General features: G+C 44.1%; 24 protein-coding genes. 5 read left to right on the top strand and 19 right to left on the bottom strand.

Translation table 11 applies throughout. The features are described from left to right. The first annotated feature begins 237 nt into the window (after positions 1 to 237). Entirely contained in the window at positions 238 to 774 is a 537-nt protein-coding gene (raiA, locus tag PHI47_RS02610) for a ribosome-associated translation inhibitor RaiA (RefSeq protein ID WP_299933456.1), read from the top strand. Between the two features lie 82 nt (positions 775 to 856). Here the strand turns inward: raiA and recG are convergent, their stop codons facing one another. Genes recG through msrP form a run of 10 tightly spaced genes read right to left on the bottom strand, consistent with a single transcriptional unit; the run spans position 857 to position 10,772 of the window. Beyond that, a complete protein-coding gene (gene recG, locus PHI47_RS02605; RefSeq protein WP_299933454.1) occupies positions 857 to 2,686 on the bottom strand; it encodes an ATP-dependent DNA helicase RecG in 1,830 nt (609 codons plus the stop codon). Continuing rightward, entirely contained in the window at positions 2,667 to 4,016 is a 1,350-nt protein-coding gene (locus tag PHI47_RS02600; protein ID WP_299933452.1) for a pitrilysin family protein, read from the bottom strand. Before PHI47_RS02600 ends, recG begins: the two co-directional genes overlap by 20 nt. A gap of 38 nt (positions 4,017 to 4,054) precedes the next feature. Beyond that, positions 4,055 to 5,101 (bottom strand): dehypoxanthine futalosine cyclase, encoded by a 1,047-nt coding sequence (locus PHI47_RS02595; protein ID WP_299933450.1) that lies wholly within the window; start codon positions 5,099 to 5,101, stop codon positions 4,055 to 4,057. 6 nt (positions 5,102 to 5,107) lie between these two features. Beyond that, positions 5,108 to 5,506, bottom strand: a complete 399-nt coding sequence (gene nusB / locus PHI47_RS02590; protein ID WP_299933448.1) for a transcription antitermination factor NusB — start codon at positions 5,504 to 5,506, stop codon at positions 5,108 to 5,110. Beyond that, positions 5,506 to 5,976, bottom strand: coding sequence for a 6,7-dimethyl-8-ribityllumazine synthase (gene ribE / locus PHI47_RS02585; protein ID WP_299933446.1), 471 nt, complete (start codon positions 5,974 to 5,976; stop codon positions 5,506 to 5,508). The genes nusB and ribE overlap by 1 nt, the downstream gene beginning before the upstream one ends. Before the next feature lie 3 nt (positions 5,977 to 5,979). Next, complete coding sequence (gene kdsA, locus PHI47_RS02580; RefSeq protein ID WP_299933444.1) at positions 5,980 to 6,780, bottom strand: 3-deoxy-8-phosphooctulonate synthase; 801 nt, start codon at positions 6,778 to 6,780, stop codon at positions 5,980 to 5,982. 43 nt (positions 6,781 to 6,823) lie between these two features. Continuing rightward, complete coding sequence (locus tag PHI47_RS02575; protein WP_299933442.1) at positions 6,824 to 8,053, bottom strand: FAD-dependent oxidoreductase; 1,230 nt, start codon at positions 8,051 to 8,053, stop codon at positions 6,824 to 6,826. A 36-nt stretch (positions 8,054 to 8,089) separates the two neighbouring features. After that, entirely contained in the window at positions 8,090 to 9,238 is a 1,149-nt protein-coding gene (locus PHI47_RS02570; protein ID WP_299933440.1) for an aminoacetone oxidase family FAD-binding enzyme, read from the bottom strand. After that, positions 9,235 to 9,837 (bottom strand): ferric reductase-like transmembrane domain-containing protein, encoded by a 603-nt coding sequence (locus PHI47_RS02565; protein WP_299933438.1) that lies wholly within the window; start codon positions 9,835 to 9,837, stop codon positions 9,235 to 9,237. Before PHI47_RS02565 ends, PHI47_RS02570 begins: the two co-directional genes overlap by 4 nt. 11 nt (positions 9,838 to 9,848) lie before the next feature. Next, complete coding sequence (gene msrP / locus PHI47_RS02560; protein WP_299933436.1) at positions 9,849 to 10,772, bottom strand: protein-methionine-sulfoxide reductase catalytic subunit MsrP; 924 nt, start codon at positions 10,770 to 10,772, stop codon at positions 9,849 to 9,851. A 51-nt stretch (positions 10,773 to 10,823) separates the two neighbouring features. On the opposite strand from msrP, the gene rimO reads away from it, so the two are divergent. Both rimO and tilS read left to right on the top strand, forming a co-directional pair. Further along, positions 10,824 to 12,140, top strand: a complete 1,317-nt coding sequence (rimO, locus tag PHI47_RS02555; RefSeq protein WP_299933433.1) for a 30S ribosomal protein S12 methylthiotransferase RimO — start codon at positions 10,824 to 10,826, stop codon at positions 12,138 to 12,140. After that, the gene (gene tilS, locus PHI47_RS02550) at positions 12,133 to 13,128 is read left to right on the top strand and encodes a tRNA lysidine(34) synthetase TilS (RefSeq protein ID WP_299933430.1); all 996 of its coding nucleotides are present in this window, start codon (positions 12,133 to 12,135) and stop codon (positions 13,126 to 13,128) included. The genes rimO and tilS overlap by 8 nt, the downstream gene beginning before the upstream one ends. Here tilS and lon read toward each other — a convergent pair. Next, positions 13,103 to 15,526 carry an endopeptidase La gene (gene lon / locus PHI47_RS02545; protein WP_299933428.1) on the bottom strand — a complete coding sequence of 808 codons (2,424 nt, stop codon included), beginning with the start codon at positions 15,524 to 15,526 and terminating at the stop codon, positions 13,103 to 13,105. The two genes, tilS and lon, sit on opposite strands and share 26 nt — an antisense overlap. A gap of 18 nt (positions 15,527 to 15,544) precedes the next feature. After that, on the bottom strand, positions 15,545 to 16,264 hold the full coding sequence (bamD, locus tag PHI47_RS02540; protein WP_299933426.1) for an outer membrane protein assembly factor BamD: 720 nt from the start codon (positions 16,262 to 16,264) through the stop codon (positions 15,545 to 15,547). 126 nt (positions 16,265 to 16,390) lie between these two features. Between bamD and fliW the strand changes: the two genes are divergently transcribed. Both fliW and PHI47_RS02530 read left to right on the top strand, forming a co-directional pair. Further along, the gene (gene fliW, locus PHI47_RS02535; RefSeq protein ID WP_299933424.1) at positions 16,391 to 16,780 is read left to right on the top strand and encodes a flagellar assembly protein FliW; all 390 of its coding nucleotides are present in this window, start codon (positions 16,391 to 16,393) and stop codon (positions 16,778 to 16,780) included. Continuing rightward, positions 16,773 to 17,534 (top strand): pyrroline-5-carboxylate reductase, encoded by a 762-nt coding sequence (locus PHI47_RS02530; protein ID WP_299933422.1) that lies wholly within the window; start codon positions 16,773 to 16,775, stop codon positions 17,532 to 17,534. The genes fliW and PHI47_RS02530 overlap by 8 nt, the downstream gene beginning before the upstream one ends. Here PHI47_RS02530 and PHI47_RS02525 read toward each other — a convergent pair whose 3' ends face one another. From PHI47_RS02525 to PHI47_RS02495, 7 genes are all read right to left on the bottom strand, one after another. Next, complete coding sequence (locus PHI47_RS02525; RefSeq protein ID WP_299933420.1) at positions 17,535 to 18,053, bottom strand: hypothetical protein; 519 nt, start codon at positions 18,051 to 18,053, stop codon at positions 17,535 to 17,537. Further along, positions 18,050 to 18,574, bottom strand: coding sequence for a hypothetical protein (locus PHI47_RS02520; RefSeq protein ID WP_299933418.1), 525 nt, complete (start codon positions 18,572 to 18,574; stop codon positions 18,050 to 18,052). The genes PHI47_RS02525 and PHI47_RS02520 overlap by 4 nt, the downstream gene beginning before the upstream one ends. Next, a complete protein-coding gene (locus PHI47_RS02515) occupies positions 18,571 to 19,590 on the bottom strand; it encodes a hypothetical protein (RefSeq protein ID WP_299933416.1) in 1,020 nt (339 codons plus the stop codon). Before PHI47_RS02515 ends, PHI47_RS02520 begins: the two co-directional genes overlap by 4 nt. Then, complete coding sequence (locus PHI47_RS02510) at positions 19,587 to 20,435, bottom strand: tyrosine-type recombinase/integrase (protein WP_299933414.1); 849 nt, start codon at positions 20,433 to 20,435, stop codon at positions 19,587 to 19,589. Before PHI47_RS02510 ends, PHI47_RS02515 begins: the two co-directional genes overlap by 4 nt. Then, positions 20,425 to 21,048 (bottom strand): lysophospholipid acyltransferase family protein, encoded by a 624-nt coding sequence (locus PHI47_RS02505; protein WP_299933412.1) that lies wholly within the window; start codon positions 21,046 to 21,048, stop codon positions 20,425 to 20,427. The genes PHI47_RS02510 and PHI47_RS02505 overlap by 11 nt, the downstream gene beginning before the upstream one ends. Then, positions 21,041 to 22,342, bottom strand: a complete 1,302-nt coding sequence (miaB, locus tag PHI47_RS02500) for a tRNA (N6-isopentenyl adenosine(37)-C2)-methylthiotransferase MiaB (protein ID WP_299933410.1) — start codon at positions 22,340 to 22,342, stop codon at positions 21,041 to 21,043. Before miaB ends, PHI47_RS02505 begins: the two co-directional genes overlap by 8 nt. Before the next feature lie 114 nt (positions 22,343 to 22,456). Then, positions 22,457 to 22,699 (bottom strand): HP0268 family nuclease, encoded by a 243-nt coding sequence (locus PHI47_RS02495; RefSeq protein WP_013459159.1) that lies wholly within the window; start codon positions 22,697 to 22,699, stop codon positions 22,457 to 22,459. Positions 22,700 to 22,787 lie beyond the last annotated feature (88 nt).

Below are 22,787 nucleotides of genomic sequence, written 5' to 3'. Positions count from 1 at the left end.
ATATGCCCAATACTTCTTAATATCCGATACTATCGACCATTGTCCCTCTTTTCTAAAACATATATAGAGGAGACGCCATATTTCGATTGTAGTGCTATGTAGATTAAAGAATCATTAAAATACGTTAATAATTATTTTGCACTTATCGGTTTGCTTTTGACTTAAAAGTCTTGACGTTTGTTTTTTGTGTGTTATAATCAAACTTCCTTCACATATCATTACAAGGTGGGTCAAATTATGAATATCTCTCTCGTCGGACGCCACATCGAGCTCAGCGATGCAATCAAAGATCATCTGATGCACTCTATCGATACTCTCAGCAAATTTCATCTCGATCTTATCAGTGTCAATGCCGTTGCCTCGGCCAATGAACGGAAAAAAGGGGTTACGATCGAATTTACAATCAACGTAGCCGGAAAAAACACCATCGTCATTACCCAGCGTGACGATGATCTCTACGCAGCAATCGACATTGCGATCGATCGTGCCCAAAAAGCGCTCCGCCGTTTGCATGACCGGATTTCCGATCATAAAAACGAAGGGCTTAATGAAGCTAAAAATGCTGCCGCTGTGTCTGTTGATTTACATGCGGTCGGTGAAACGATGGAAGACGAAATCGTTCCGACCGAGTTGGTGCTGTATAAACCCCAAGAGGTTGCGGAAATAGTAGAAAAACTCAAAGAGAGTACCAAAGTTTTCGAAGTATTTTACGACAATGACGGGAAAATGCGTGTCATGTACAAACGTGGCGACGGACGGTTTGGACTGTATTAAAGACTCTTTCTTTTCTTTTTCATAAGAAAAGAAACAAAAGAAAATCGCCCTCACACCAGAACGCTGGCGGTACGCTTTTGCCCTACGGCAAGCGACCTTGCTCTTGGTTTGGTGTGAGGGCAGAATGATTATTATCTAACCACTTTTTAACTTCTTTTACAATTTCCTCATCGTCAGCAATATCCGCCCATCGAAACGCTTTACCGCTTTGGATACTCCCCTCCAGTAAATCGCCGCTTGAACGAAATTTCAAATCGAGTGCCGCAATCTCAAAACCGCTATTACAGCTACTAAATGATTCTAAACGTTCATTCTTGCCGCTTTTATTCGTATAAAGATAACAATACCCCTGCAATCCCGTCCGACTTACCCGACCGCGAAGTTGATGGAGCGTCGAGAGACCTAAACGCTCTGCTCCGACAATCACAACCGTCGACAATGCAGGCAAAGAAATACCTACTTCCACAACCGTAGTGGCAAGGAGGATATTCCCCTTTTCACGAAACGCCATCAATACCGCCTCTTTCTCTTTGTCTTTTCCGTGGGTAACATAAACATTATCAAAATTCTTTTCCCAATATCCCCGTGCTTCATCGATACTTTGGTAGTTGATAGTTTCGCTCTGTTCTACCAGTGGATAGACGATAAGGACTTGATGGTTTTGGGCTATTTCGGAGCGAATATGCTCTAATAATTTTGTGAAATCACTTTTACCAATGATGCGAGTAGCAATATTTTTCGTAAACGGAGTTTGGACAATCAGACTCACATCAATATGTGCCGAATCAATCATCGCCTGTGTACGGGGGATCGGGGTGGCGGAAAATTGGAGATAGTGTGGCGAGGTATCATTTTCAGTGAGCTTGGTTAGGGCATGGCGCTGAGCAGTACCGAAACGGTGCTGTTCGTCTACCATTACCAATCCCGCTTCCGGGAGAGGCCGATGAAGAAGTGCGTGGGTACCGATGATAAAATCATAATCCTCAAGCGAGCCTTTTTTCGTTGCATTGGTCACCAATGCTATTCGCAAATCAGGGAGAAACTTTTGCGCCTCCTCATAAAGCTGTGCGACGAGAATCGTTGTCGGTGCCATCAAAATACAGCGGTGTGGTTGCATCAAAACAACCGAAGCCAATATCACCATCGTTTTTCCCGATCCGACATCTCCGACAATCATTCTTCTTGCTGCATTGTTACCTGAGAGATCATTTTTTATTTCGGAAATCGCTTTCTTTTGGTCCTCTGTCAGTTCAAACGGAAGTGTTTTCATCCAAGCGCGTTCGTCTCCCGAAGCACGATAAGCGGTTTTATGATAACGGCGCTTATTTCGAAGACGGCGCATATATTCAAATAACTCTCCAAATTTTAGAGCATGAAGCTGTTGTTCACTCAAGGGTTTGGGGATATCAGGGAAATGGATAGTATAGAGTTCATGTGCTATTTTTTCAGGAAGCCCGTCCTGAATTAGATTATTTACTGTGATCGTTTTCTCAATCAAGCGGCGCATCACATCGATGCGTAAGGGAGTTTTATAGATGGGAACAAGAGATCCGACCGCATTGATTTTAACCGGATGAACAATCGTCCACTTTCCTAACTCCCATTGAGCTTTTCCGTAAAAATAACCTCTCTCATTTTTAGGAAACTGATGAATCATATAGGGCTTTGGATTAAAAATTATTCCATCGATTACGCTATCAAGGTTATGGGCAAAAAAAGTGATTTTGAGAGTTTTGGGGGTACGTACGACGTGCTCTACTGTCGCATCAATAACACAATAAGCATTATGGAGAAGTTCACGGCTTAAACGGCGATCTTCGAAAGAAATTGGGGCGATAAGCGATAGAGCGGTGACACTCCCGACCCCTAGACGGTGAAACTTGTCACCGTCCTCACTTGGTAACGATAGCATAGCTAAGGTTTGTAATTTCGTTATGACGTTTAATAAAATCGTTCACTTCATCAAGGCTAAGATTACGGATAGATTCTAACTCCTGCACACTCGAACCGAGCGGTTTACCGGAATAATATTCGCTAAATGTTCGACCCAAACGTTGAGAGAGAGTTTCCACACGAAGCGGTTCTGATCCTAAAAGAAACTTTTTTGCCTGATCCAGTTCACCTTGGGTTACCCCATTACGAACAAAAGTATCGATTACCTCGACAACCGTTTTTTTCGCTTCATCACCGGATTCCAATTTGGTTTGGAGATATCCGCTGAAATAGGTGTTGGTTTTGGCAACGGATAGACGTGAATAGGCGGAATAAGCAAGACCACGTTTGACCCGGATCTCTTCCATCAAGCGACTTCCAAAACCGCTGGAACCGAGGATAAACATTGCGACGCGGGCTTTATAAAATTCACTGTCACCTTCACGCATCGCGAACGGAGAACCGAAATAGAGATAAGCCTGTTCGGTATGCGGGCGTTTCAGGATCGATTCTTTAGGATCTTTACGAGGTTCATAATAACGCTCTTCACCCTTTTTCCCGACTTTCAAAATACTCAATACTGATTCGATTTTTTGTTTTGCGTCACTGACATTTATATCACCGCCCATAACGATCAGGACATTTGAAAGGACAAAATGAGACGTTGCAAAACGGGTCACGTCATCGAGTTTTATAGCGCCGATGCTTGCTTTGGTTCCGATGTTTGGGGTCGCCATCGGCGTCCCTTCAAACAACACTGCTTTGAGTTCATCAGAGGCAACCGTATCAAAATCAGCCTCTTTGCGAGAAATATCACTGAGGGTCATTGTTTTGATTTTCTCTAATGTTTTTGGGGTAAAATTAGGTTCGCTCAGCTGCTCACGCAGCAATGAAAGTCCTCTATCAAACTCCTCTTTAAGGCTTCCGAGTTCGATAACAAACGTCTCATTGCCGGCACTGGCACTGAGCTGTATTGCCCGTTCATCGAGAGCATCGGCAAAACCGACGGAACCACGTTTGAGGCTCCCTTCATTCAACATTTTGGCGGTTACGCGAGCCAAACCGATCTGTTTACCCTCATCAATACTGCCGCTGCCGGTAAAAACCAATTGCATCGAAACGATGGGGAGGCGTTTTTCCTCTTCGAAAATAACGGGTATTTTTACCCCTTTGACCTCAATAAAATCCAATGTGCTTGCCATAAGTGCTTGCCCTAATAATAAAATCGTGAAAAAAAGAAGTTTGCTAAAAGCGCGGTTCACTGCGCGTGGACTCTCCGTCGAGGAGAACTCAGCGTTAGCGTAGCCCAAAGGAGCTTTGCTCCTTGGGTGTTTCAAATTAATATAGCTCACGCAAATTTCTCTAATACGTCATACGCTGTGTTACGAATCGCCGGAGTTTCACCAATATCACGGATCAGACGAACCATTTCGTCTTTTGCCATGCGAAATCCCGCACCGGCACTGCGAACCACATTCTCCTCCATCATCGTTGAGCCCAAATCATTTGCACCATAGAGCAATGCCATCTGACCGATATAGGGTCCCTGGGTTACCCATGAGCTTTGGATATTTTGGAAGTTATCCAAAAAGAGACGTGATACCGCCAAAAGGCGGAGGTAACGATTGGAAGATTGTTTTTCAATCTCAGGATGTTCTTCCATAAGCTGAGTATTTTGCCCTTGAAACGACCACATGATAAAGGCACGGAATCCCCCCGTCTCATCTTGGAGATCACGTATCAAGTTCCAATGTTCAATAATTTCTTCATCTGTTTCTACTGTGCCGTACATCATCGTAGCGGTCGATTTTATCCCTAGTTTATGCGCTTGGCGATGAACATTTACCCAATCTAGCGAATCCATTTTTTTCGGTGCGATGATATCGCGGACACGGTCGCTGAGAATCTCAGCTCCGGCACCCGGAATCGAAGCCAACCCTTTGGCATGAAGCCGTGAAAGACACTCTTGAATCGAGATGTGGGAAACTTTGGCAATAAAATCGAGTTCAATCGAGGAAAACCCATGGATAGTAATTGTAGGGTATTTAGTATGGATATGTTCGACCAAATCTTCATACCACTCAATTTTTAGTTTGGGATGGACGCCCCCTTGGAACAAAATCTGAGTTCCGCCGATCTCAAGCAACTCGTCGATTTTTTGGTCGATCTCTTCGAACGTAAGGACATACGCATCTTCATCTTTACCATGACGGTAAAAGGCGCAAAATTTGCAATCAACCCAGCAGACATTGGTATAGTTGATATTACGGTCCACGACAAACGTCGTAATTCCCTCAGGATGAAGCTCACGCTTACGCGCTGACGCCATCTTTCCGAGTTCTTTCAAATCGCCGTGACGAATAAGGTCTAGGGCTTGTTCTTTAGTAAGACGCATGGTAATCTATTTGTCTTTGGAGATTGCGTCCAAAACGCCGTTAATAAATTTCGGAGATTGTTCGCTCCCGAATGCTTTCATCACTTCAATCGCTTCATTGATAATCACTGCTGAATCGAGTTCACCAAACATAATTTCGTATGCTCCAAGACGGAGTGTCGCACGTTCGATAGAACCCAAACGGTCAAAATCCCAATCTTTAAGATGCTTGTTAATCGCTTCATCCACTTGTGACAAATGTTCAATCACCCCTTTGAAAAGATCAAGGGCAAAATCGCGTTGTTTGTTACGGATTTTTTTCTCTTCGAGAATCTCATCACTGAAGTCGGCAATACTCTGGTTACCCAAATCGTATGCGTACAATAAACTTACTACCGCCATGCGGGCTTGATGACGTGTCGCCATTATGCGCCAATCGCTTCGTAAAGGTCAAGCATTTCGATCACAACGGTCATCGCTTCAAAGCCTTTATTTCCTGCTTTGGTTCCTGCGCGCTCAATCGCTTGTTCAATGGTATCAGTGGTCAATAATCCAAAAGAGACCGGTTTTTTATGTTTCAAACTCACCGTCGCAATCCCTTTGGTCGCTTCCGCTGATACATAGTCAAAATGGGGAGTTGAACCGCGGATTACCGCACCCAATGCACAAATAGCATCGTATTTGCCGGTACTTAAAAGTTGGTCGATCACCATTGGCAACTCGAATGCACCCGGTGCTAAAACATGCGTAACATCTTCTTCTGATCCGCCATGGCGTGCGTAAGCGTCTTTTGCCCCTTCAACCAATCTATCCACAATAAAATGGTTCCAACGCGTGCTGACAATAGCAACTTTCTTGCCCGGAATAACGTGCAATTTACCTTCGATAATCTTCATTTTTTAATTTCCTTTTACTGAGTCTATTTTTATAAGCGTTTCACTGAGTTCTTCAAGTTGCTCTAATTTTAACATATTCGGCCCGTCACTCAAAGCGCAGATCGGATCAAAATGGGTCTCGAAGAAAAAACCGTCTACGCCGACTGCCGCCGCTGCACGGGCAAGGTGGGGAACCATTGAGCTGTCTCCCCCTGTTTTACCCGTTCCCGTTCCCGGCATCTGCACCGAGTGGGTCGCATCAAAAACGACAGGTGCAAACTGTCGCATAATAACTAATGAACGCATATCGACGACGAGGTTACCGTATCCGAAACTTGAACCCCGTTCACATAACAAAACACCGTATTTTTGAGATGCTTCATAACTCACTTCATCACATCCGCGTGTTTTGAGTACTTTAGCAACCGAAAAGCGCATATCAGCCGGGGTCATAAACTGACCCTTTTTGATATTAACGATTTTATCAGTTTTCGCCGCCGCTACGAGGAGATCCGTTTGGCGGCATAAAAAAGCGGGAATCTGTAACATATCAACGACTTCAGCCGCAATAGGAACCTGATAGCTCTCATGCACATCCGTGACAATTTTATAACCGAAATCGTCTTTGACCTTTTGGAGTATTCGCAATCCCTCTTCGATCCCAGGTCCGCGATAGCTCTCCAGCGAAGTACGGTTGGCTTTGTCAAAACTCGATTTAAAATAAAAATCAAATCGAGGATCATTCTGATAGCGTTCGAGCGACTTGGCAATTTTAAAAATCGACTCTTCGCTCTCGATGACACACGGTCCGGCTAAAAGTATCATCCATGCTCCTATGAGTTAATAGTGATATTGTACTGTGAAAAAATTAAAATCCCTTTCGACAAGGACGTTTATTTTTTCGCAACAGTTCAGACCCTTTAGCACACTGCAAATGGATACGAAAACGATAACTTCGCATCACTATCATCTTTATCCAATAGCCTAATAAGCCGCTAAAACGGATCCATCCCAGCAATGAAATACTGGCATACTTTCCGCCCAGAGCTATAAGCGTCCCTCGCATCCGTAAATCAGAGGGGATCATCATTTCATTTTTCATCAGTGCAATGATATTTTTTGCCGCATGTTCAGCGCTTTGCACTGCACTTTGAGCTGTAGGTGGTATCAAATTCCCTTTTCTATCCTGTAATTCGGCTATATCTCCAACTGCAAATGCCTTTTCGCAGGATGGGAGACGTAAATACTCATCGACGATTAATTGCCCTTTTTTATTTTTCGGGACATCCAATCCTGCTGTTAACGTCGAGGCAACAATCCCACCCGCAAAAATCATAAAATCAAAACAAACGGACTCTTTTTCATTGAGAATAAGAGAATGTTCATCAACCGATGTAATACGGGAATGATTGATGATTTTCACCCCGAGCTGCAAAAGTCGCTGCGTTGCGTGTCGGACCAAATATGCTTCCATCCCGTCCAAAACATTTTCATGAGGAATAATTAAAAAAATATGGATATTTTCGCAGGTAAGGGTGTTGTCTCTGTGAAATATCCGTACATAATAGGCCATCTCCGCAGCAATTTCGACACCGCTCAATCCGCCGCCGCCGATCACGATATTAAAAGGCTCGGTGTGCCATCCCCCCTCACTCTCCATTTTTTCATACAAACGCTGTTCAAACTGCTGTTTAAATGCCAAGGAACCCGAAAGGGTTTTAACGCCATGAGAATGTTCTCTTAGTCCAAGGATAGAGCTCGGATACGCAGTACGGCTCCCGGCGCTTAATACTAAATAGTCATACGGATGACCTGAACTTTCTCCGAGAACATGTTTGTTGTCAAAATCAATCTCACGGACAGTGTCTTTGACGTAGAGCACCTGTTCTCCGTAACTCAGACAGAGTGCCACAAGATCGATCGAAACCATCGTCAAGGAGCATTCATTAGCAATCAATTCATACGCATCGGTCTGCAGATAGTGATAAGGGTGCTGATCGATTAATACGATATCGCATATTCCTGACATTGCCAAAACATTGAGTGCTTTAACTCCTGCATATCCTCCACCAACAATAACAACACGATGGCGTTTCATAATGTCCCTCATTCTAAAGCTCAGGAGACGATTATATCACTGTTTCATTATTGCAGTGGAACAAACAACAGCGGAGCTAAACGCCCACTGGAAGTTATATCCCCCGAGTTCCCCTGTCACATCCATGGTTTCGCCGATGAAATAGAGCCCTTTGGTTTTGATACTTTCCATAGTGAGGGGGTCAATCTCGCCGCATGCCACTCCGCCTCGACACGCTTCGGCCTTGGAAAAGCCGAATGTTCCTGAGGGTGCCATCGCATAGTTGCGAATACGCAAAACGCTCTCCCACTCATCCACATTCAAGCGATTACACGGTTTATCTTCAACCCCGACAGCCTCTAAAAACGCTTTGATAAACCGCTTCGGCAACGGCAATGCGGTACTAAGCAGTTTTTTCTCACGACGGATAGCGTTTAACTCAAAATTAGGGAGGAAATCGATAACGATCTCCCCTCGGTGCCAATACAGCGATGCGGAAAGGACGACGAGGCCGCTGATTCCTTTGTGAGCAAAGAGCAAATCTTCATCCAGTGTTTTTCCTGCCACATGGATTCGTGCGGGGCAACTGATTCCGCTAAGCTCTTTCATCCAGAACTCTTTTGGTTGGAGCGTAAGGCCTACTAAGGCAGGAGAAAACGGCACGGTTTGAATCCCGTAGTTTTGAGCAATCTTTACTCCGATATCACTTGCCCCGAGCTCTTTGTAACTTGCACCACCCGTTGCGACTACAACTCGACGGGCTTGAATTTTCCCTTTGTCGGTTGTAACGGTAAAAGGATTTTCCCCCTCTAAGGAGAGGATTTTATCTCCCAACAGAAGATCGCACCCATTTATTTTTCCCATCAAAATCGAGATTACCTCATCAGAGCTTTTCGGACAAAAGTAATAACGCTCTTTACGGATCACCGGACGCAAACCGCCCGCTTTAAAATACTCCAAAAGTGCTTTTTGCCCAAATACTGATAATGCCTGTTTAACGAGATTCTCATCCCCTAAAAAATGGGTCTCGTCCACCTCAACATTGGTAAGATTACATTTGCCTCCGCCCGATGCTTTAAGCTTTAGTGCGGGTCGGTTATTTCCCTCGATAATCGCAATTTTTAAGGAGGTGCGTTCTCGCAACTGCGCCGCGCACATCAGCCCGCTCGCTCCTGCTCCCAGAATAATAACGTCGTAGTGTCTCATCGCTTAATCAACCGCAATACCAGCAGGGAAATAAGAACTCCCGCCATTGAAATATGGTCCCACGTAATCGTTTTATGACTCATCAAATAGTGAACGACAATCAATACAGCGGCAATATAGACCATTCTATGCCATGTTCGAAACAATCCAAACAGTTTTTTGGTTGAGGTAAGTGCCATGGTGAGCATAATGACAAATGCACCCATCCCAAATGCAATAAAAGGTTTCGTAAGCACTTCATGGATGACGCCTCCGACATGAAATTCCTGATCGATTCCGATAAAAAGCATCGCATGAATCAGTGCATAAAAAAAAGAAAACAAACCGGCCAAACGGCGATATCGAATAAGATTGAGTTTTAAAAATACACGTACAGGGGTAAAAGTAAGAGTAAGCGCCAAAAGCCAAAAAGCGCTGTCACCCGATAAATCGGTTAAAAATTTCAACGGATCGGTTGGAAATTTGGTCAATGTAAAAGGGATAAACTGCTCTAAAAAAATAAAAGATTCACGCATCCACTCCGGCTGAATCTCTACACTCAGACGGATCAAGGCATACCATGCCGGCAGTAATGCACCAAACCAAATAACAAATCTCATTAATAACCTTTTTAGTAAAACTTGCGTAAATTCATCCCTTTGTACAGATGTGCGACTTCCGTAGCGTATCCGTTGAAGGCAAGGGTATCTTGTTTAAAAAACTTTCCTATCACCCTCTCACGCGCCTGCGACCATCTCGGATGATCGACAGCGGGGTTGACGTTGGCGTAAAAGCCGTATTCATTCGGGGCTACTTCGTTCCACGTCGAGCGCGTTTGGTGTTCTTTCAACGTAATCTTTACGATCGACTTAATACTTTTAAACCCGTATTTCCACGGCACGACAAGCCGAATCGGCGCTCCGTTTTGCGGCATCAGCTCTTTCCCGTACAAACCGACTGCCAAGATGGTGAGCGGATGCATCGCCTCATCAATCCGAAGCCCTTCATGGTAAGGAAATGCAATAGTACCAAAACTTTGTTTTTGTCCGGGAAATTGGGCAGGATCAAACAGCGTCTCAAATTCAACGTATTTGGATTTTGAGGTCAGTCCGGCGGCTTTAAGCAATGAAGAAAGAGGAAATCCGACCCACGGTATGACCATCGCCCATCCCTCGACGCATCTAAGACGATAGATGCGCTCTTCCAAAGGGATTTTTTTTATGATTGCATCAATATCAAGCGTCTGCGGCTTTTGCACCTCTCCGCCGATAGCGACCGTCCACGGACGGGATTTAAAATGTTTCGAAAGCTTGGCAGGTCCCTCTTTATCAACGGAAAATTCATAAAAATTGTTGTAGGAGGTCACCAGATCAAAGGGGGTCAAGTCCAATGAACTTTTTTGTTTTTGAAAAGCCAAGGCAGCTGAAAGCGGGGAAGCCATTGCCAAAACAGCAGCCGATGCACCCAGTTTCATCAATGCTCGGCGCTCATGATAGATTGACTCAGATGTTATCTCGGATGAGGGGATCAAATCGTAATTGTGTCGTCTAAGCATCTTCAACCTCCAGTTGGCTATAATTGCACTATATTATCCAAGGGTTGGTAAATGTCCAAAAAACTCCATATTGTTTCATTAGGTTGTACTAAAAATCTCGTCGATACCGAGGTAATGCTTGGGCGTCTCAAAGATTTTGAAATGACCGATGCGAGCGGTGAGGCAGATGTCATTATCGTTAATACCTGCGGATTCATCGATGCAGCAAAACAAGAGTCACTAAATACTATTTTTAATCTCGATGCAGGACGTAAAAAAGATTCGGTTCTCGTTATGGCAGGATGTCTCTCTGAGCGGTACAAAGAGGAACTGTCCAAAGAACTGAGCGAAGTCGATATCTTCACCGGTGTCGGTGATTATGACAAAATCGACGAACTTCTTGCCGCTAAACAAAGCCGTTTTACCCCTGAAGTCTATCTCATTGACGGCGCAGAGCGAGTTGTAACCGGTTCGACGTATCATGCCTACATTAAACTCTCCGAAGGGTGTAATCAGGTGTGCAGTTTCTGTGCCATCCCCTCGTTCAAAGGGAAACTCCATTCGCGTGATTTAGAGAGTATCGCTCGTGAAGTCGAAGGATTGGTTGCCAAAGGATATTACGATTTCAGCTTCGTTTCCCAAGACTCCAGTTCCTATTTACGAGATCAAAACATCTCTGATGGTCTTATCCACCTCATCAAACGGATCGAACTGATCGACGGGGTAAAAAGTGCCCGTATCCTGTATCTCTATCCATCCACAACCACGTTAAAATTGATCAAAACGATCGGGGATTCGAAACTGTTCCACAACTATTTCGATATGCCGATACAGCACATCAACGACGATATGCTTCGTATCATGAAACGGGGATTCGGAAAAGCAAAAACCCTCGAGCTTCTTAATGCCATGAAAGCACTCCCAAATGCCTTTATCCGCACCAGTTTTATCGTTGGTCATCCGCACGAGTCTGAAGCAATGTTTGATGAAATGGCAGAGTTTGCAGGGAGTTTTGGTTTTGATCGCATGAATGTCTTTAGCTACTCTGACGAAGAGGGAACAAGTGCCTATACAATGGACGAAAAAATTCCGTCCAAAGTGATCAATGCACGCGCTAAAAAACTGGGAAAAATCGCTTCGGATGTCGAAGTAACAAGTCTGCAAAAACTCGTAGGAACAGAAATTGCCATTGTCATCGATGGAGAGAGTGATGAACACGAATTCCTCCTCAGTGCCCGCGCACTCAACTGGGCACCCGATGTGGATGGTGAAATCTACGTCAACGACCGAGAGATTGAAGGAGAACTTAGCTTCGGTACAATCTACCAAGCCCGTATCACAGAACTCGCCGAAAAACGTCCGCTGGCAACCGTAACGGGAAATGTCTGAACTTCTCCATCTTGACCTACTAAAAGAGGGGAAAGTTCTCCTTGCCTTCTCGGGAGGGGTTGATTCCACTGCCCTCTTTCATCTTCTCCTTGAACACACTATTTCGTTTGATATTGCCCATGTCAACTATCATACACGCTCCTCCAGTAACACCGAAGAGCAAAGCGCTATTGATCTCGCCCAAAAACACAATATCCAATGTCATATCCATTCGTGCCGTTTAGGGGGAGCAAATTTCGAACATCGTGCCCGCGAAGAACGATACCGATTTTTTGGATATCTGATGAAAAAATACGGCTATACCTATCTCCTTACCGCCCACCAGCTGAACGATCGTTTGGAGTGGCTCATGATGCAAATGTGTCGCGGATCGGGTCTACCAGAAATACTCGGAATTCGTTCACACGATACACGTGAGGGGATCGAAATACTCCGCCCTCTACTCGAATGGGATCGTGAATCAATCGAAGCGTATCTTCATATTCAAAATATCCCTCACCACATTGATGAAAGCAACGCTGATGAACGGTATACCCGTAATGCTTTTAGACATCGCTACAGCGCACCAATGATGCGTGAATATCGCGATGCCATCCGCCGAAGCTTTCGTTACCTGGAAGAGGATAATGAAACATTGATTGAACCTATAAATTTTACATTACTGAATGGGTTTGCCTATGCTCAAAACCCTAAAAATATCCGCTCGTTAGTGTATGGAATCGACACCTTTTTCAAAAATATCGGATATTTACTCAGTCAACATGACAAAGAAGCACTAAAGCGTGGCGGAGAACATCTTATCGCCCGGCACACCGTAGTATCGATCGAGGGTAACTATACCTTTATCGCTCCATATGAGAGTAACGTTATCATGGATAAAGGGTTTAAAGAAGAGTGCAGAAAACTAAAAGTAGGGAGCAAACTTCGGGGGTATCTTTACGGTTCCCCCGAAACAATGCGTCTTATCCGTCAATTAAAAGGCGACTAAGAACCTCTTCGATTCGACTGACACCGATGATTTCGATGGCTGATTTCACTTCATCCGGTATATCACTCAAATCACGATCAAAATTTTTCTGAGGGATGAGGGCAAGCTTCATCCCTGCACGATGTGCGGCAATCAGCTTCTCTTTGAGTCCGCCGATCGGGAGAACATTCCCCGTCAATGATACTTCCCCCGTCATTGCGATATCGGCACGTACTTTTTTATTGGTCAAGATCGAAGCGATAACAGTGGACATCGCAATCCCCGCACTCGGTCCGTCTTTAGGCGTTGCACCGTCAGGAACGTGAATATGTAAATCGAAACGTTTATACACTTCACTCGCATCCACAGGGACATCACTTTCACGCTCAGCAGGGCTGAGAGGAATGATCGAATGATCTACCGTAATTTTTCCTTCGTCAATCAAGGTTTTAACAACAGAAAGGGCAATACGAGCCGACTCTTTCATTACATCCCCTAAACTACCGGTCAGCTGTAATACCCCTTTACCGTTGATACGGATCGCTTCTATTTTGAGAACATCACCGCCGACGGCTGTCCATGCAAGACCGTTGACGACACCGATGCGATCGATATGGTCGGTTCGATCAATCTCAAAAATGGTTTTTTCCAAAAAGTCTTTCAGGTTTTTTAGACTCACGGTCACTTTTTGAGTACTCGGTTCTTCAAGAATCTTTTTCGCCGCTTTACGAACGATATCGGCCACACGTCGACGGAGGTTACGTACCCCTGCTTCACGGGTGTGTTTCTCGATCACTTCTGCCAATGCTGTTTTCGAAATCGAGAGTTCCGAAGTTTTCAAACCATGTTTTTTCAGTTCTTGAGGGATCAAATACTGTTTAGCGATCTGAAATTTCTCTTGCGGTGTGTACGAACTCACTGAGATAAATTCCATACGGTCACGCAACGGCCCAGGGATCTGTCCTACGTCGTTTGCCGTCGCGATAAAAATCGCTTTAGAGAGATCGAGGTTAAAGTTTAAATAATAATCTCTAAAATGGGTATTTTGCTCCGGATCGAGAATCTCTAACAATACCGCCGTCGGATCACCTCGATGCGATTTTGCTACCTTATCGATCTCATCGAGAACGATAACAGGGTTCATCTTTTTCGCTTCGATCACCCCTTGAACGATACGTCCCGGCATTGCACCGATATAGGTACGACGGTGTCCGCGCAATTCGTTCACATCTTCCAACCCGCCCAATGCGATCCGAACGAGAGGACGTTTGAGGGCAGTCGCTATCGAGTTAGCAAGAGAAGTTTTACCTACACCCGGAGGGCCCGCGAAACATAGGATTGCACCACGCCCCTCTTTATCGGCAATACCGCGCAGTTCAAGCAATTCTTTGACCGAGAAATACTCCAAAATACGCTCTTTAGGTTTTTTGAGAGAGAAGTGATCTTTGTTGAGCTGATTTTCGACGTCGTGGATATTGAGCGCTTTTTTCGCCTCATCACCGTAGGGAATTTCAAGTACCCATTCCAAATAGGTTTGGATCATCCCCGCATCCGCGCTGTCAGGATGCATACGGGCAAAACGTTCGAGCTGTTTGTTGATCTCTTTGTACGCATCGGGATGCATTTTATCTTTTTTGGCATCGAGCTTTTTACGAAACTCTTCGATCTCTTCATCACGGTGGGTATCGGTCCCCAGCTCTTTTTGAATCTGTTTGAGCTGCTCTTTGAGGAAATATTCTTTGTTCACTTTTTCGATACGGGTATGAACTTTCGAGCGGATCTCTTTTTGAAGCTTGTTGGCTTCGGTCTCTTCGATTAACTCATCTATCAGCATCAAAAACCGTTTTTCAGGATCCCGTTCAATAAAGAGTTTGTAGGCGTTCTCTTTTTTGATTTTGATCGAACTGCAGATAAGGTCAACAATGCGGTTATATTCGTGATTTTCCTCAATCGTACGGAGCAAATCCGGTGGAAAATAGTTGCTAACCTGTGAAAGAGCGCGCACTTTTTCACGTAATACTTCCAAAATCGCATCCATTTTGAGTTCATTGACACTATGTGACTGAATTAAATCGACATGGGCACGTAACGGATTGTCGTGTACCATTTCTATGACATGACCACGTGCGAGCCCTTGGAATAACACTTTAATACGCCCATCTGGGAGAACGACTTTACGCATGATAGAACCGATAACACCGGCATCGTAAATAGCATCGCCTTCCCGTTCCCCTTCATGTTCCGGTTTTACAGGGCAGACAATGATCAGTGAATTGTTCTCGATTGCTTCGGCTGCTGCCGCAATATTTTTTTCATCGTTCAAAAAAAGCGGCGAAATCATAAAGGGATATAAAAAAAGCTCATCTTCCGCAATTACCGGTAAATTTGTCGGAAAAGAGTTGTAATTACTAAGTTGCATTGAAAAAATCCTATTTAGTTATTTGCTCTCGTTGTCATCCATTGAAACGACATTACGTGTTTTTGGAATCATAAAATCGTACCAACTGCTACTGCCGTCACCTTCAAACATTTCACGGTACCATGGAATATTGGCTTGAATCACTTCATCCGACTTAATCCATGTGACCGGTGCCATTGAACGATAGTATTCTGAACCTTTTGGTTTGCCCAAACGCTCGTACAACTGAGCGATCTGTTCATTAAGCACCCCACGAGCGAGTTGCAATTGTGTTTCCATCGTATTCACTTGAGAGATATAGGTCGAATAAGGGTAATTTTTCTTAAACGTCTCAACCCCTTTAAGGGTTTCATCGATCAGTCCCTGATCCCGTCCCGGATTAGGAAGAGCTAAAAACTTTGCTTTGACTTTCAAAAATTCTGCAAATTCACGCCCTTCAGGGGTAGCGTAACGACGGATATACTCATCCAAAAAGTGTTCCGCTAACAAATACTCGTCATGCGCCATATGTGCCTGTGCCATAATCATCGTCGCTTCAGACAAAAAAGGTGAACTTATGTGTTCACTTTGTAAAGAACTAAAATAGCTGTCCGCTTTTTCCAAATTACCATTGGAAACCGACGTAACCATTTTCTCATACCAGTATTCTGCCGGCTTATTAAACTCTTCGGGCTCTTTACTGCCGCATCCGGCAAAAAGTATAAGTGCCGCCATCGCGACCAACCACGTTTTCATCATTGTTAAACCTACATTTTTTAAATATCGAGCTATTTTACCGTAAAGAGATTAAACACCCCTGCCATAATTTGAAACTTTTTAGTTTGATGTGTTAAAATCAGACCATTATGATACAAGAAGGTAGTTATGCAGTTTGATTTAAAGCTCCCGTTGCTCGGTTTCGAATCGGTCTCCAAAATGGAACTCCAAAAAATAGACGAAATTTTTTTGCGTCTTGAGAGTATCGGAGAGGGTCCCTCTTTTACCCTGATCAACCCTTTTGCCCTCCGTGAATACTCTTTCGATATTCCCACCTCCCTTCAAGCCTTGATGGGTATCACACCCGAAAGTAATCTTTTGATTTACAACATTATGATTTTGCAGACGCCGATTGAAAAATCAACCATTAATTTTGTCGCTCCGCTCATTTTTAATACCGATAATCAGATGATGGCACAGATCATTATCGACAACCGTGCCGATTTCGGGATTGCCGATCCGATTAAAAACTACCTGAAGGGGACAGACAATGCCTAAATCGATCACCTTTGTCGGTAACGGTAAAATGGCGCTTGCCCTTGCCAAAGGGCTCTGTGAAACCCATACGATAGAGGTAATCGGCCGAAGTATGAGCACTATGGAGAATTTTGAAAGAGCATTAAAGACTCCAGTCAAAAAAACACTCTATGCCGATGCAGATATTACCAATAAAACGGTCATCTTATGTGTCAAACCATCTAATTTAGCCGAAGTTGCTCCACTTCTCAAAGGGACGGCACAAACACTTTATTCGGTTTTAGCCGGAACTCCTCTCGCCTCTCTTCGTACAATCCATGCCAACAATTACTGCCGTGCAATGCCCAATCTGGCCGCGGAAGTAGGCGCGTCGATGACCTCATTGGTCGGAGACAGTACTATTTCGGCGAATGCAATCACTTTGTTTAGCAGTATCGGCTCTACTTTATGGCTTGGAAGCGAAAAAGAACTCGATATCGCTACAGCACTTGCGGGAAGCGGGCCAGCTTATCTGGCTCTGATCGCTGAAGCGCTGTGTGACGGAGCGGTGCGCGAAGGGCTCAAACGTGATGATGCGATGGTGCTTATGCGAGGGCTTTTTGACGGGTTCGCTAAATTGATCCAAACCGTTCATCCCGCACTTTTAAAAGATAATGTTATGAGCCCAGGAGGAACGACGGCCGCAGGCTACGGTGCAATGGAAAAAGGGAAAGTTCGAGAAGGGTGTATGGAAGCAATCCGTGCAGCCCATGATCGAGCTAAAGGGATGAAGTAATTATTCTTTACTCTCTTTGCTATTATGTACCCTCATCGTAAAACTTGAACGTATTTTGTCACCGTCCCGCTCGAAATGGATCGGGAAATTAACTCCGATAATCCATTTGCTCTTATTGATATTTTCCAAAAACGTATAAAAACTTTGCGGTGACGTGATTTTGGACGTGGCGTTTACTTCATACACTTTAAACGTACCATTGGTGTCAAATGTGGTCACCTCGGTCAAGTAAAGATCGGTAAACTCTTTTTTATAGATACGCTCAAACTGATCCGAATTAAAATGTGTATTAAAAGCAGTGATTGTATGGCTGTTTTGAGTCTGAATTTCTTTAAGTCGGTTATGCGTAATGTCGAATTTATTTTGGGTCAATTCGAGTTGCTGAAACTCTTTTTTACTCTCCAAACGAAGGGATCGGTACTCTTTCCCTTTTGGGATTAAAAGTAAAAATGAGAAAACAACTACTACGACTAAAAGAATAAACGAAAGGATCACCATATAAAGTGTTTGGCGATTCATTGGATCTCCTCAGCAGTGTCGTTATCCAGATAGTTTGAGGATACGAACCGATACCATCCGTTTTCCACGGGATAAAAACTCGTATAGGTACGATTAAAAATAGATCTTAGCGGTGCATGAAGCATGTATTCATACGTATCTTTATTTGGAGTCATCCCATACAAAATAAGCGACTTGGCATCGAGTTCTGCTCGATCAAGCGTGATATCATCCGGAACCAGGTCAAAAAGATTACGGATACTCTCTTTCATAACCGTATTGTCAGTCGTCACCTGATCGGCAATTTTCACTTCAGCTTCAAGTGTCTTGATCTCTTCTTCCATCTCTTTGATGGATTTATTCAAAGCTGAATGTTTTTGGGCAACACTCTTACGCTCGTAGACAAAGTTATACGTTTTGTATTCTAAAAAGATATAGGTTCCCACCAACATCATAATCGTAACAATAAAAAAGAAAAGGACAAGGCGTAATTCACTGCTGATAAAGCGTTTAGAACGTGGGGGTATAAAACTGTGGTTCACAGCCCCTCCTCTTCTGCTATGCTGAGGGCCATCACCTCATTGCCTACATCGATATGGCGAATCAAAACATTTAAAAAAAGTTCTTCTTCAAGGTATCGTTTAAGCTCATTGCCGCTCCCATAAGCATCGGCAATGTAAACGGTCTCAATAAACCGATTTTTGCAATGTTCGCCCGCATAAAATTCAGCCAATGTTTTCTCGATCAATTCAAAGCGGGCATAATCGTCATTAAAACGGTCCAGTTCTCCTTTTACTTCATCTGCATGAGGGGAAGAAGCATGTTTTTCAACCGAAGTAGGAGCATCTTCGCTAAATTCGACAATCTCTTCGAGGGTATCCAAATCCTCAATATCGCTCAGATCATCCAATTCATCGATAATATCCAAATCATCCAAGCTTTCAATCTCATCGAGATTAATCCCTTTTTCTTGATCCTCATCAACCCCGAGGGAAAATCCCACCGGGCTTGCCTCTTCTGTTAGTACCGAAACACTGTTTTGATGCATCGGATAATGGTGCGCATATTCAAGCTTACCCTCTTCAAAAAAAGCAACACTGAACGTATCTTTTTGCGCGAATGCGTACAGAGCCAATCCCCCTGAAAGCTTATCTGCGAAAAAATGTTCCATCAGCGAAAACGGCGAAAAAATAAAATCAAGTCCAACAGCAGCATATCTTTTTTGCAATGCATCCAACTCTCGAGAAGAAGCATAGAGAGTCCATTCCTGTTTACGGAAAAGTGTTTGCGCGCCATGAAGCGAATCGTTGTTCTCAGAACATCCTGCTAATGCCCCTTGGTTAAGATCAGGATTTAACAGTGATACATAATGCAAAGGGGATTCTTCTGTCTGTTTTCGTACAAATGTGAGCATCTCCTCAAAGGCAGTCTCACCTTCGAAATGTTTGCTCTTTTTGTTAATCGGTTTTTTTTGTTTTAGAGTACTAACACGTACATCATATGCGCCGCCATCGTTTACAACGGCGATGAAAATTTTTTGATACAACCACCCGATCACTGAGAGTCCTCAGACATATGACATAATGGATGCGATTTGAGATAATGATCCATTTTTAGGGCATTTCCTAATTTGGTATAAATCTGTGTCGTAGCCATACTTGCATGGCCTAATAATTCGCTAACATCGGCAATACGCGCTCCATTGTTTAACAGCTCGGTAGCATACGTATGACGCAATTGATGAGGGGTCACTTTCAGTCCAACCTTTGCGAATGCCTTGGTAATCATATATCTTAGACTATTTTCGCTTAATTTTTCACCCTCAGACTCAAAAACGTACATTTTGGATGGGCATAAACGCTGATAGGCCTGTACCATTGACACAATATTCTCCAGCATCGGAACATCCCGCTCTTTCTCCCCTTTTCCCTTAATGCGACACCATTGCTGGGTGATGTCCGATACTCGAAGATGAGAGAGTTCAGAGATTCGAAGTCCCATCGTATAGAGTAACGTAATAGCGAGCTTTGCCATCGGATCGGCAAATTGCAATGCATGGATAATGTGTTCATGACTTATCGGTTTAGGGAGAGTTTTGGGGACTTTGACGCTCTCGTCACCACGGAGTTCCACCGTTTTATCCTGAGAACGGAGATATTTGACAAAACTACGGATGGCACTGAGTTTTGCAGCGATGGTTTTGGATTTTAACGAAGCGATATGTAGACGAAGCGGCATCAGATTGATGATAAGAGCACCCTCATCCTGTATCTCAGCATACTGAAGCATCTCATCTATGGCATCATGGTAGCTTCGTATCGTATACGAAGAATACCCCCGTATGCGCTCAAGATATTTTAAAAACGCTTCTTTCGCAAGATGCAGGCTGTTTTCAGAGTGCATGTTCCATCAATCGCTCTTTAATCAGACTCTTTGCCGCATCCATCTCAAGATTTTCGAGATCTATCGGCTCTGAAGCATAAAAATCGAGCGTTCCAAACGGTTTGGGAACACTGAAGCGATCCCAGCTCGGTAATTGCCAATACTGCGATGGGACACAACTGTAGACGATTACTTTGGCTTTGCGTTTTTGCGCCATAACAACCACTCCGTCACTCACTTCATGACGCGGTCCTTTGGGACCATCGGGGGTGATTCCGATATCATACCCTTGCGAAAGCGATTTAAGCCCTTGAATCAGTACTTTTGCCCCGCCGCGCGTCGTTGAGCCGTGAATCGTTCCAAGCTTGAAATAACGCATAATACGCGCAATGATTTGTCCGTCGAAATGATCACTGATAAGGACATTGGCTTTAGGAGATTGTCGAAATTGATAGTAGAGGTACGGCTGCATCAGCAAGTCTCCATGCCAAAAGGCAAAGATGACCGGCTCAGAGGGGATGACGTGGGGGAGATGAAACCGTTTTCGATTCGTAAAGTAAATGAAACGAATAAGAAGCGTCCCGATCGGTGGGATAAACCATAATGCCAGCGTACGCAGCAATCGTTTACGCAATGATCTCTCCGTATTGAACCGATCGCGAAGTTCCTGTGATTTTTACACGGGCTATTTTGCCCAACCACTCTTCAGAGCCTTTGACTTTTACCATTACATTGTTGCTGCTGCGTCCGGCAACGTAACCGTCATTACGCAGTTCTTCAAAATAGACCTCGATCTCTTTGCCTTCCAACTCAGTGGTGATCGAATCGAGAATCGTGTCTTGATACGCTTGAAGCCGGCTAAGACGGTCTGAGCCCAGTTCAGAATCAACCACGTTGGTAAACCCTTCCGCTTCGGTAAGAGGGCGAGGAGAGTATTTAAAACTAAACACCTGCTCGAACCGTACTTGACGCATCACATCGAGAGTGTCTTCGAAATCTTCATCGCTTTCACCCGGAAATGCGACGATAATATCGGTGCTGATATTCACATCAGGAACCAATTCCCGTAATTTTGCCGCACGGTTTAAAAACCACTCTTTGGTATAACCGCGCTTCATCGCTTTGAGAATCTCATTCGATCCGCTTTGAAGCGGCATGTGCATCGATTTACAGATTTTCGGATTTCGAGCAAACTCTTCGATAAACTCATCATCCATATGCAGCGGATGAGGAGAGGTAAATCGGATACGCTCCAACCCCTCTACCGCACTCACACGGCGAAGTAACTCGGTGAAGTTCATTTTATCGTTCTCACCCGAAAAACGGCGGCCGTAATTGTTGACATTTTGACCAAGGAGGAACACTTCTTTAGCCCCGTTTTCGACCGCTTTGCGGGTTTCTGCGACAATTAAATCGGCAGGAATCGATATCTCATCCCCTCGGGTTTTCGGGACGATGCAAAACGTACATTGCTTATCACATCCAATGGAAATATTGATATAGGCTTTGAAAGGGCTGCTACGGAAATCTTTAAAGGCAAACTGCGATTCATCGTAATCGATCTCGATTTCAACCGCTTTATCGCGATGCAGGACAGAGCCGATTTTCGAAACATTTCGGGCACCGAGGACGAAATTGACATAGGGTGCTCGTTTGATTATCTCTTTGCCCAAATGCGATGCGGTACATCCGCACACACCGATTTTAGCATCTGCTTTTTTGAGTTTATTAAAAACCCCAAGTTCAGAGAAGAGTTTATGTACCGGTTTTTCACGTACGGAGCAGGTGTTAATGAGGATAAGATCGGCGGACGCGGCATCGTCGGTGAGTTCATACCCCTCTATTGCGTTCAGTTCCGCGATCATGTGCTCGGAATCGCGCACATTCATAGCGCATCCAAGCGTCTCGATAAAAAGTTTCTTACTCATTCAACTACTTTCATCACAGTGACTTAAAAGCACGCAAGCGTGCGTGAGCTCTCTGCTGAAGAGAACACAGTGTTAACGTAGCAAAAGGGATTTTATTCCTTTTGCGTTCAAAACTCATAATATGTGAACCTCATACATATATTCATTTGCAGAAAGTCCGTATTTAACTTCACGCATGTAAAAACTTTTACCTTCGCCTTCGAAATGGTCTTGGAGTGCAAGAAGGTCTTTGTGTGAATTTTCACGATCAAAATAGAGGATCGATGAGTTGCTTTTTTCAACCATTTCGGTGATTTTTTTAAGGTCGATTTTCTTCGGCTTGCTGTCGTGTTCGCTGCGGGCGAGTTTGAGTTCCATTCTGTATCCCTTTTATAGAGTTCTTGATATTAGGGGGATTATAGCGGTGATATGATAAATATCCTATTAAGAGAAATTTATGTATAAT

Origin of the sequence: Sulfuricurvum sp. (assembly GCF_028713855.1) — a bacterium.
Lineage (GTDB): Bacteria > Campylobacterota > Campylobacteria > Campylobacterales > Sulfurimonadaceae > Sulfuricurvum.
Note: the sequence above shows the minus strand (reverse complement) of the source record. Positions and strands in the feature narration are given on the sequence as shown.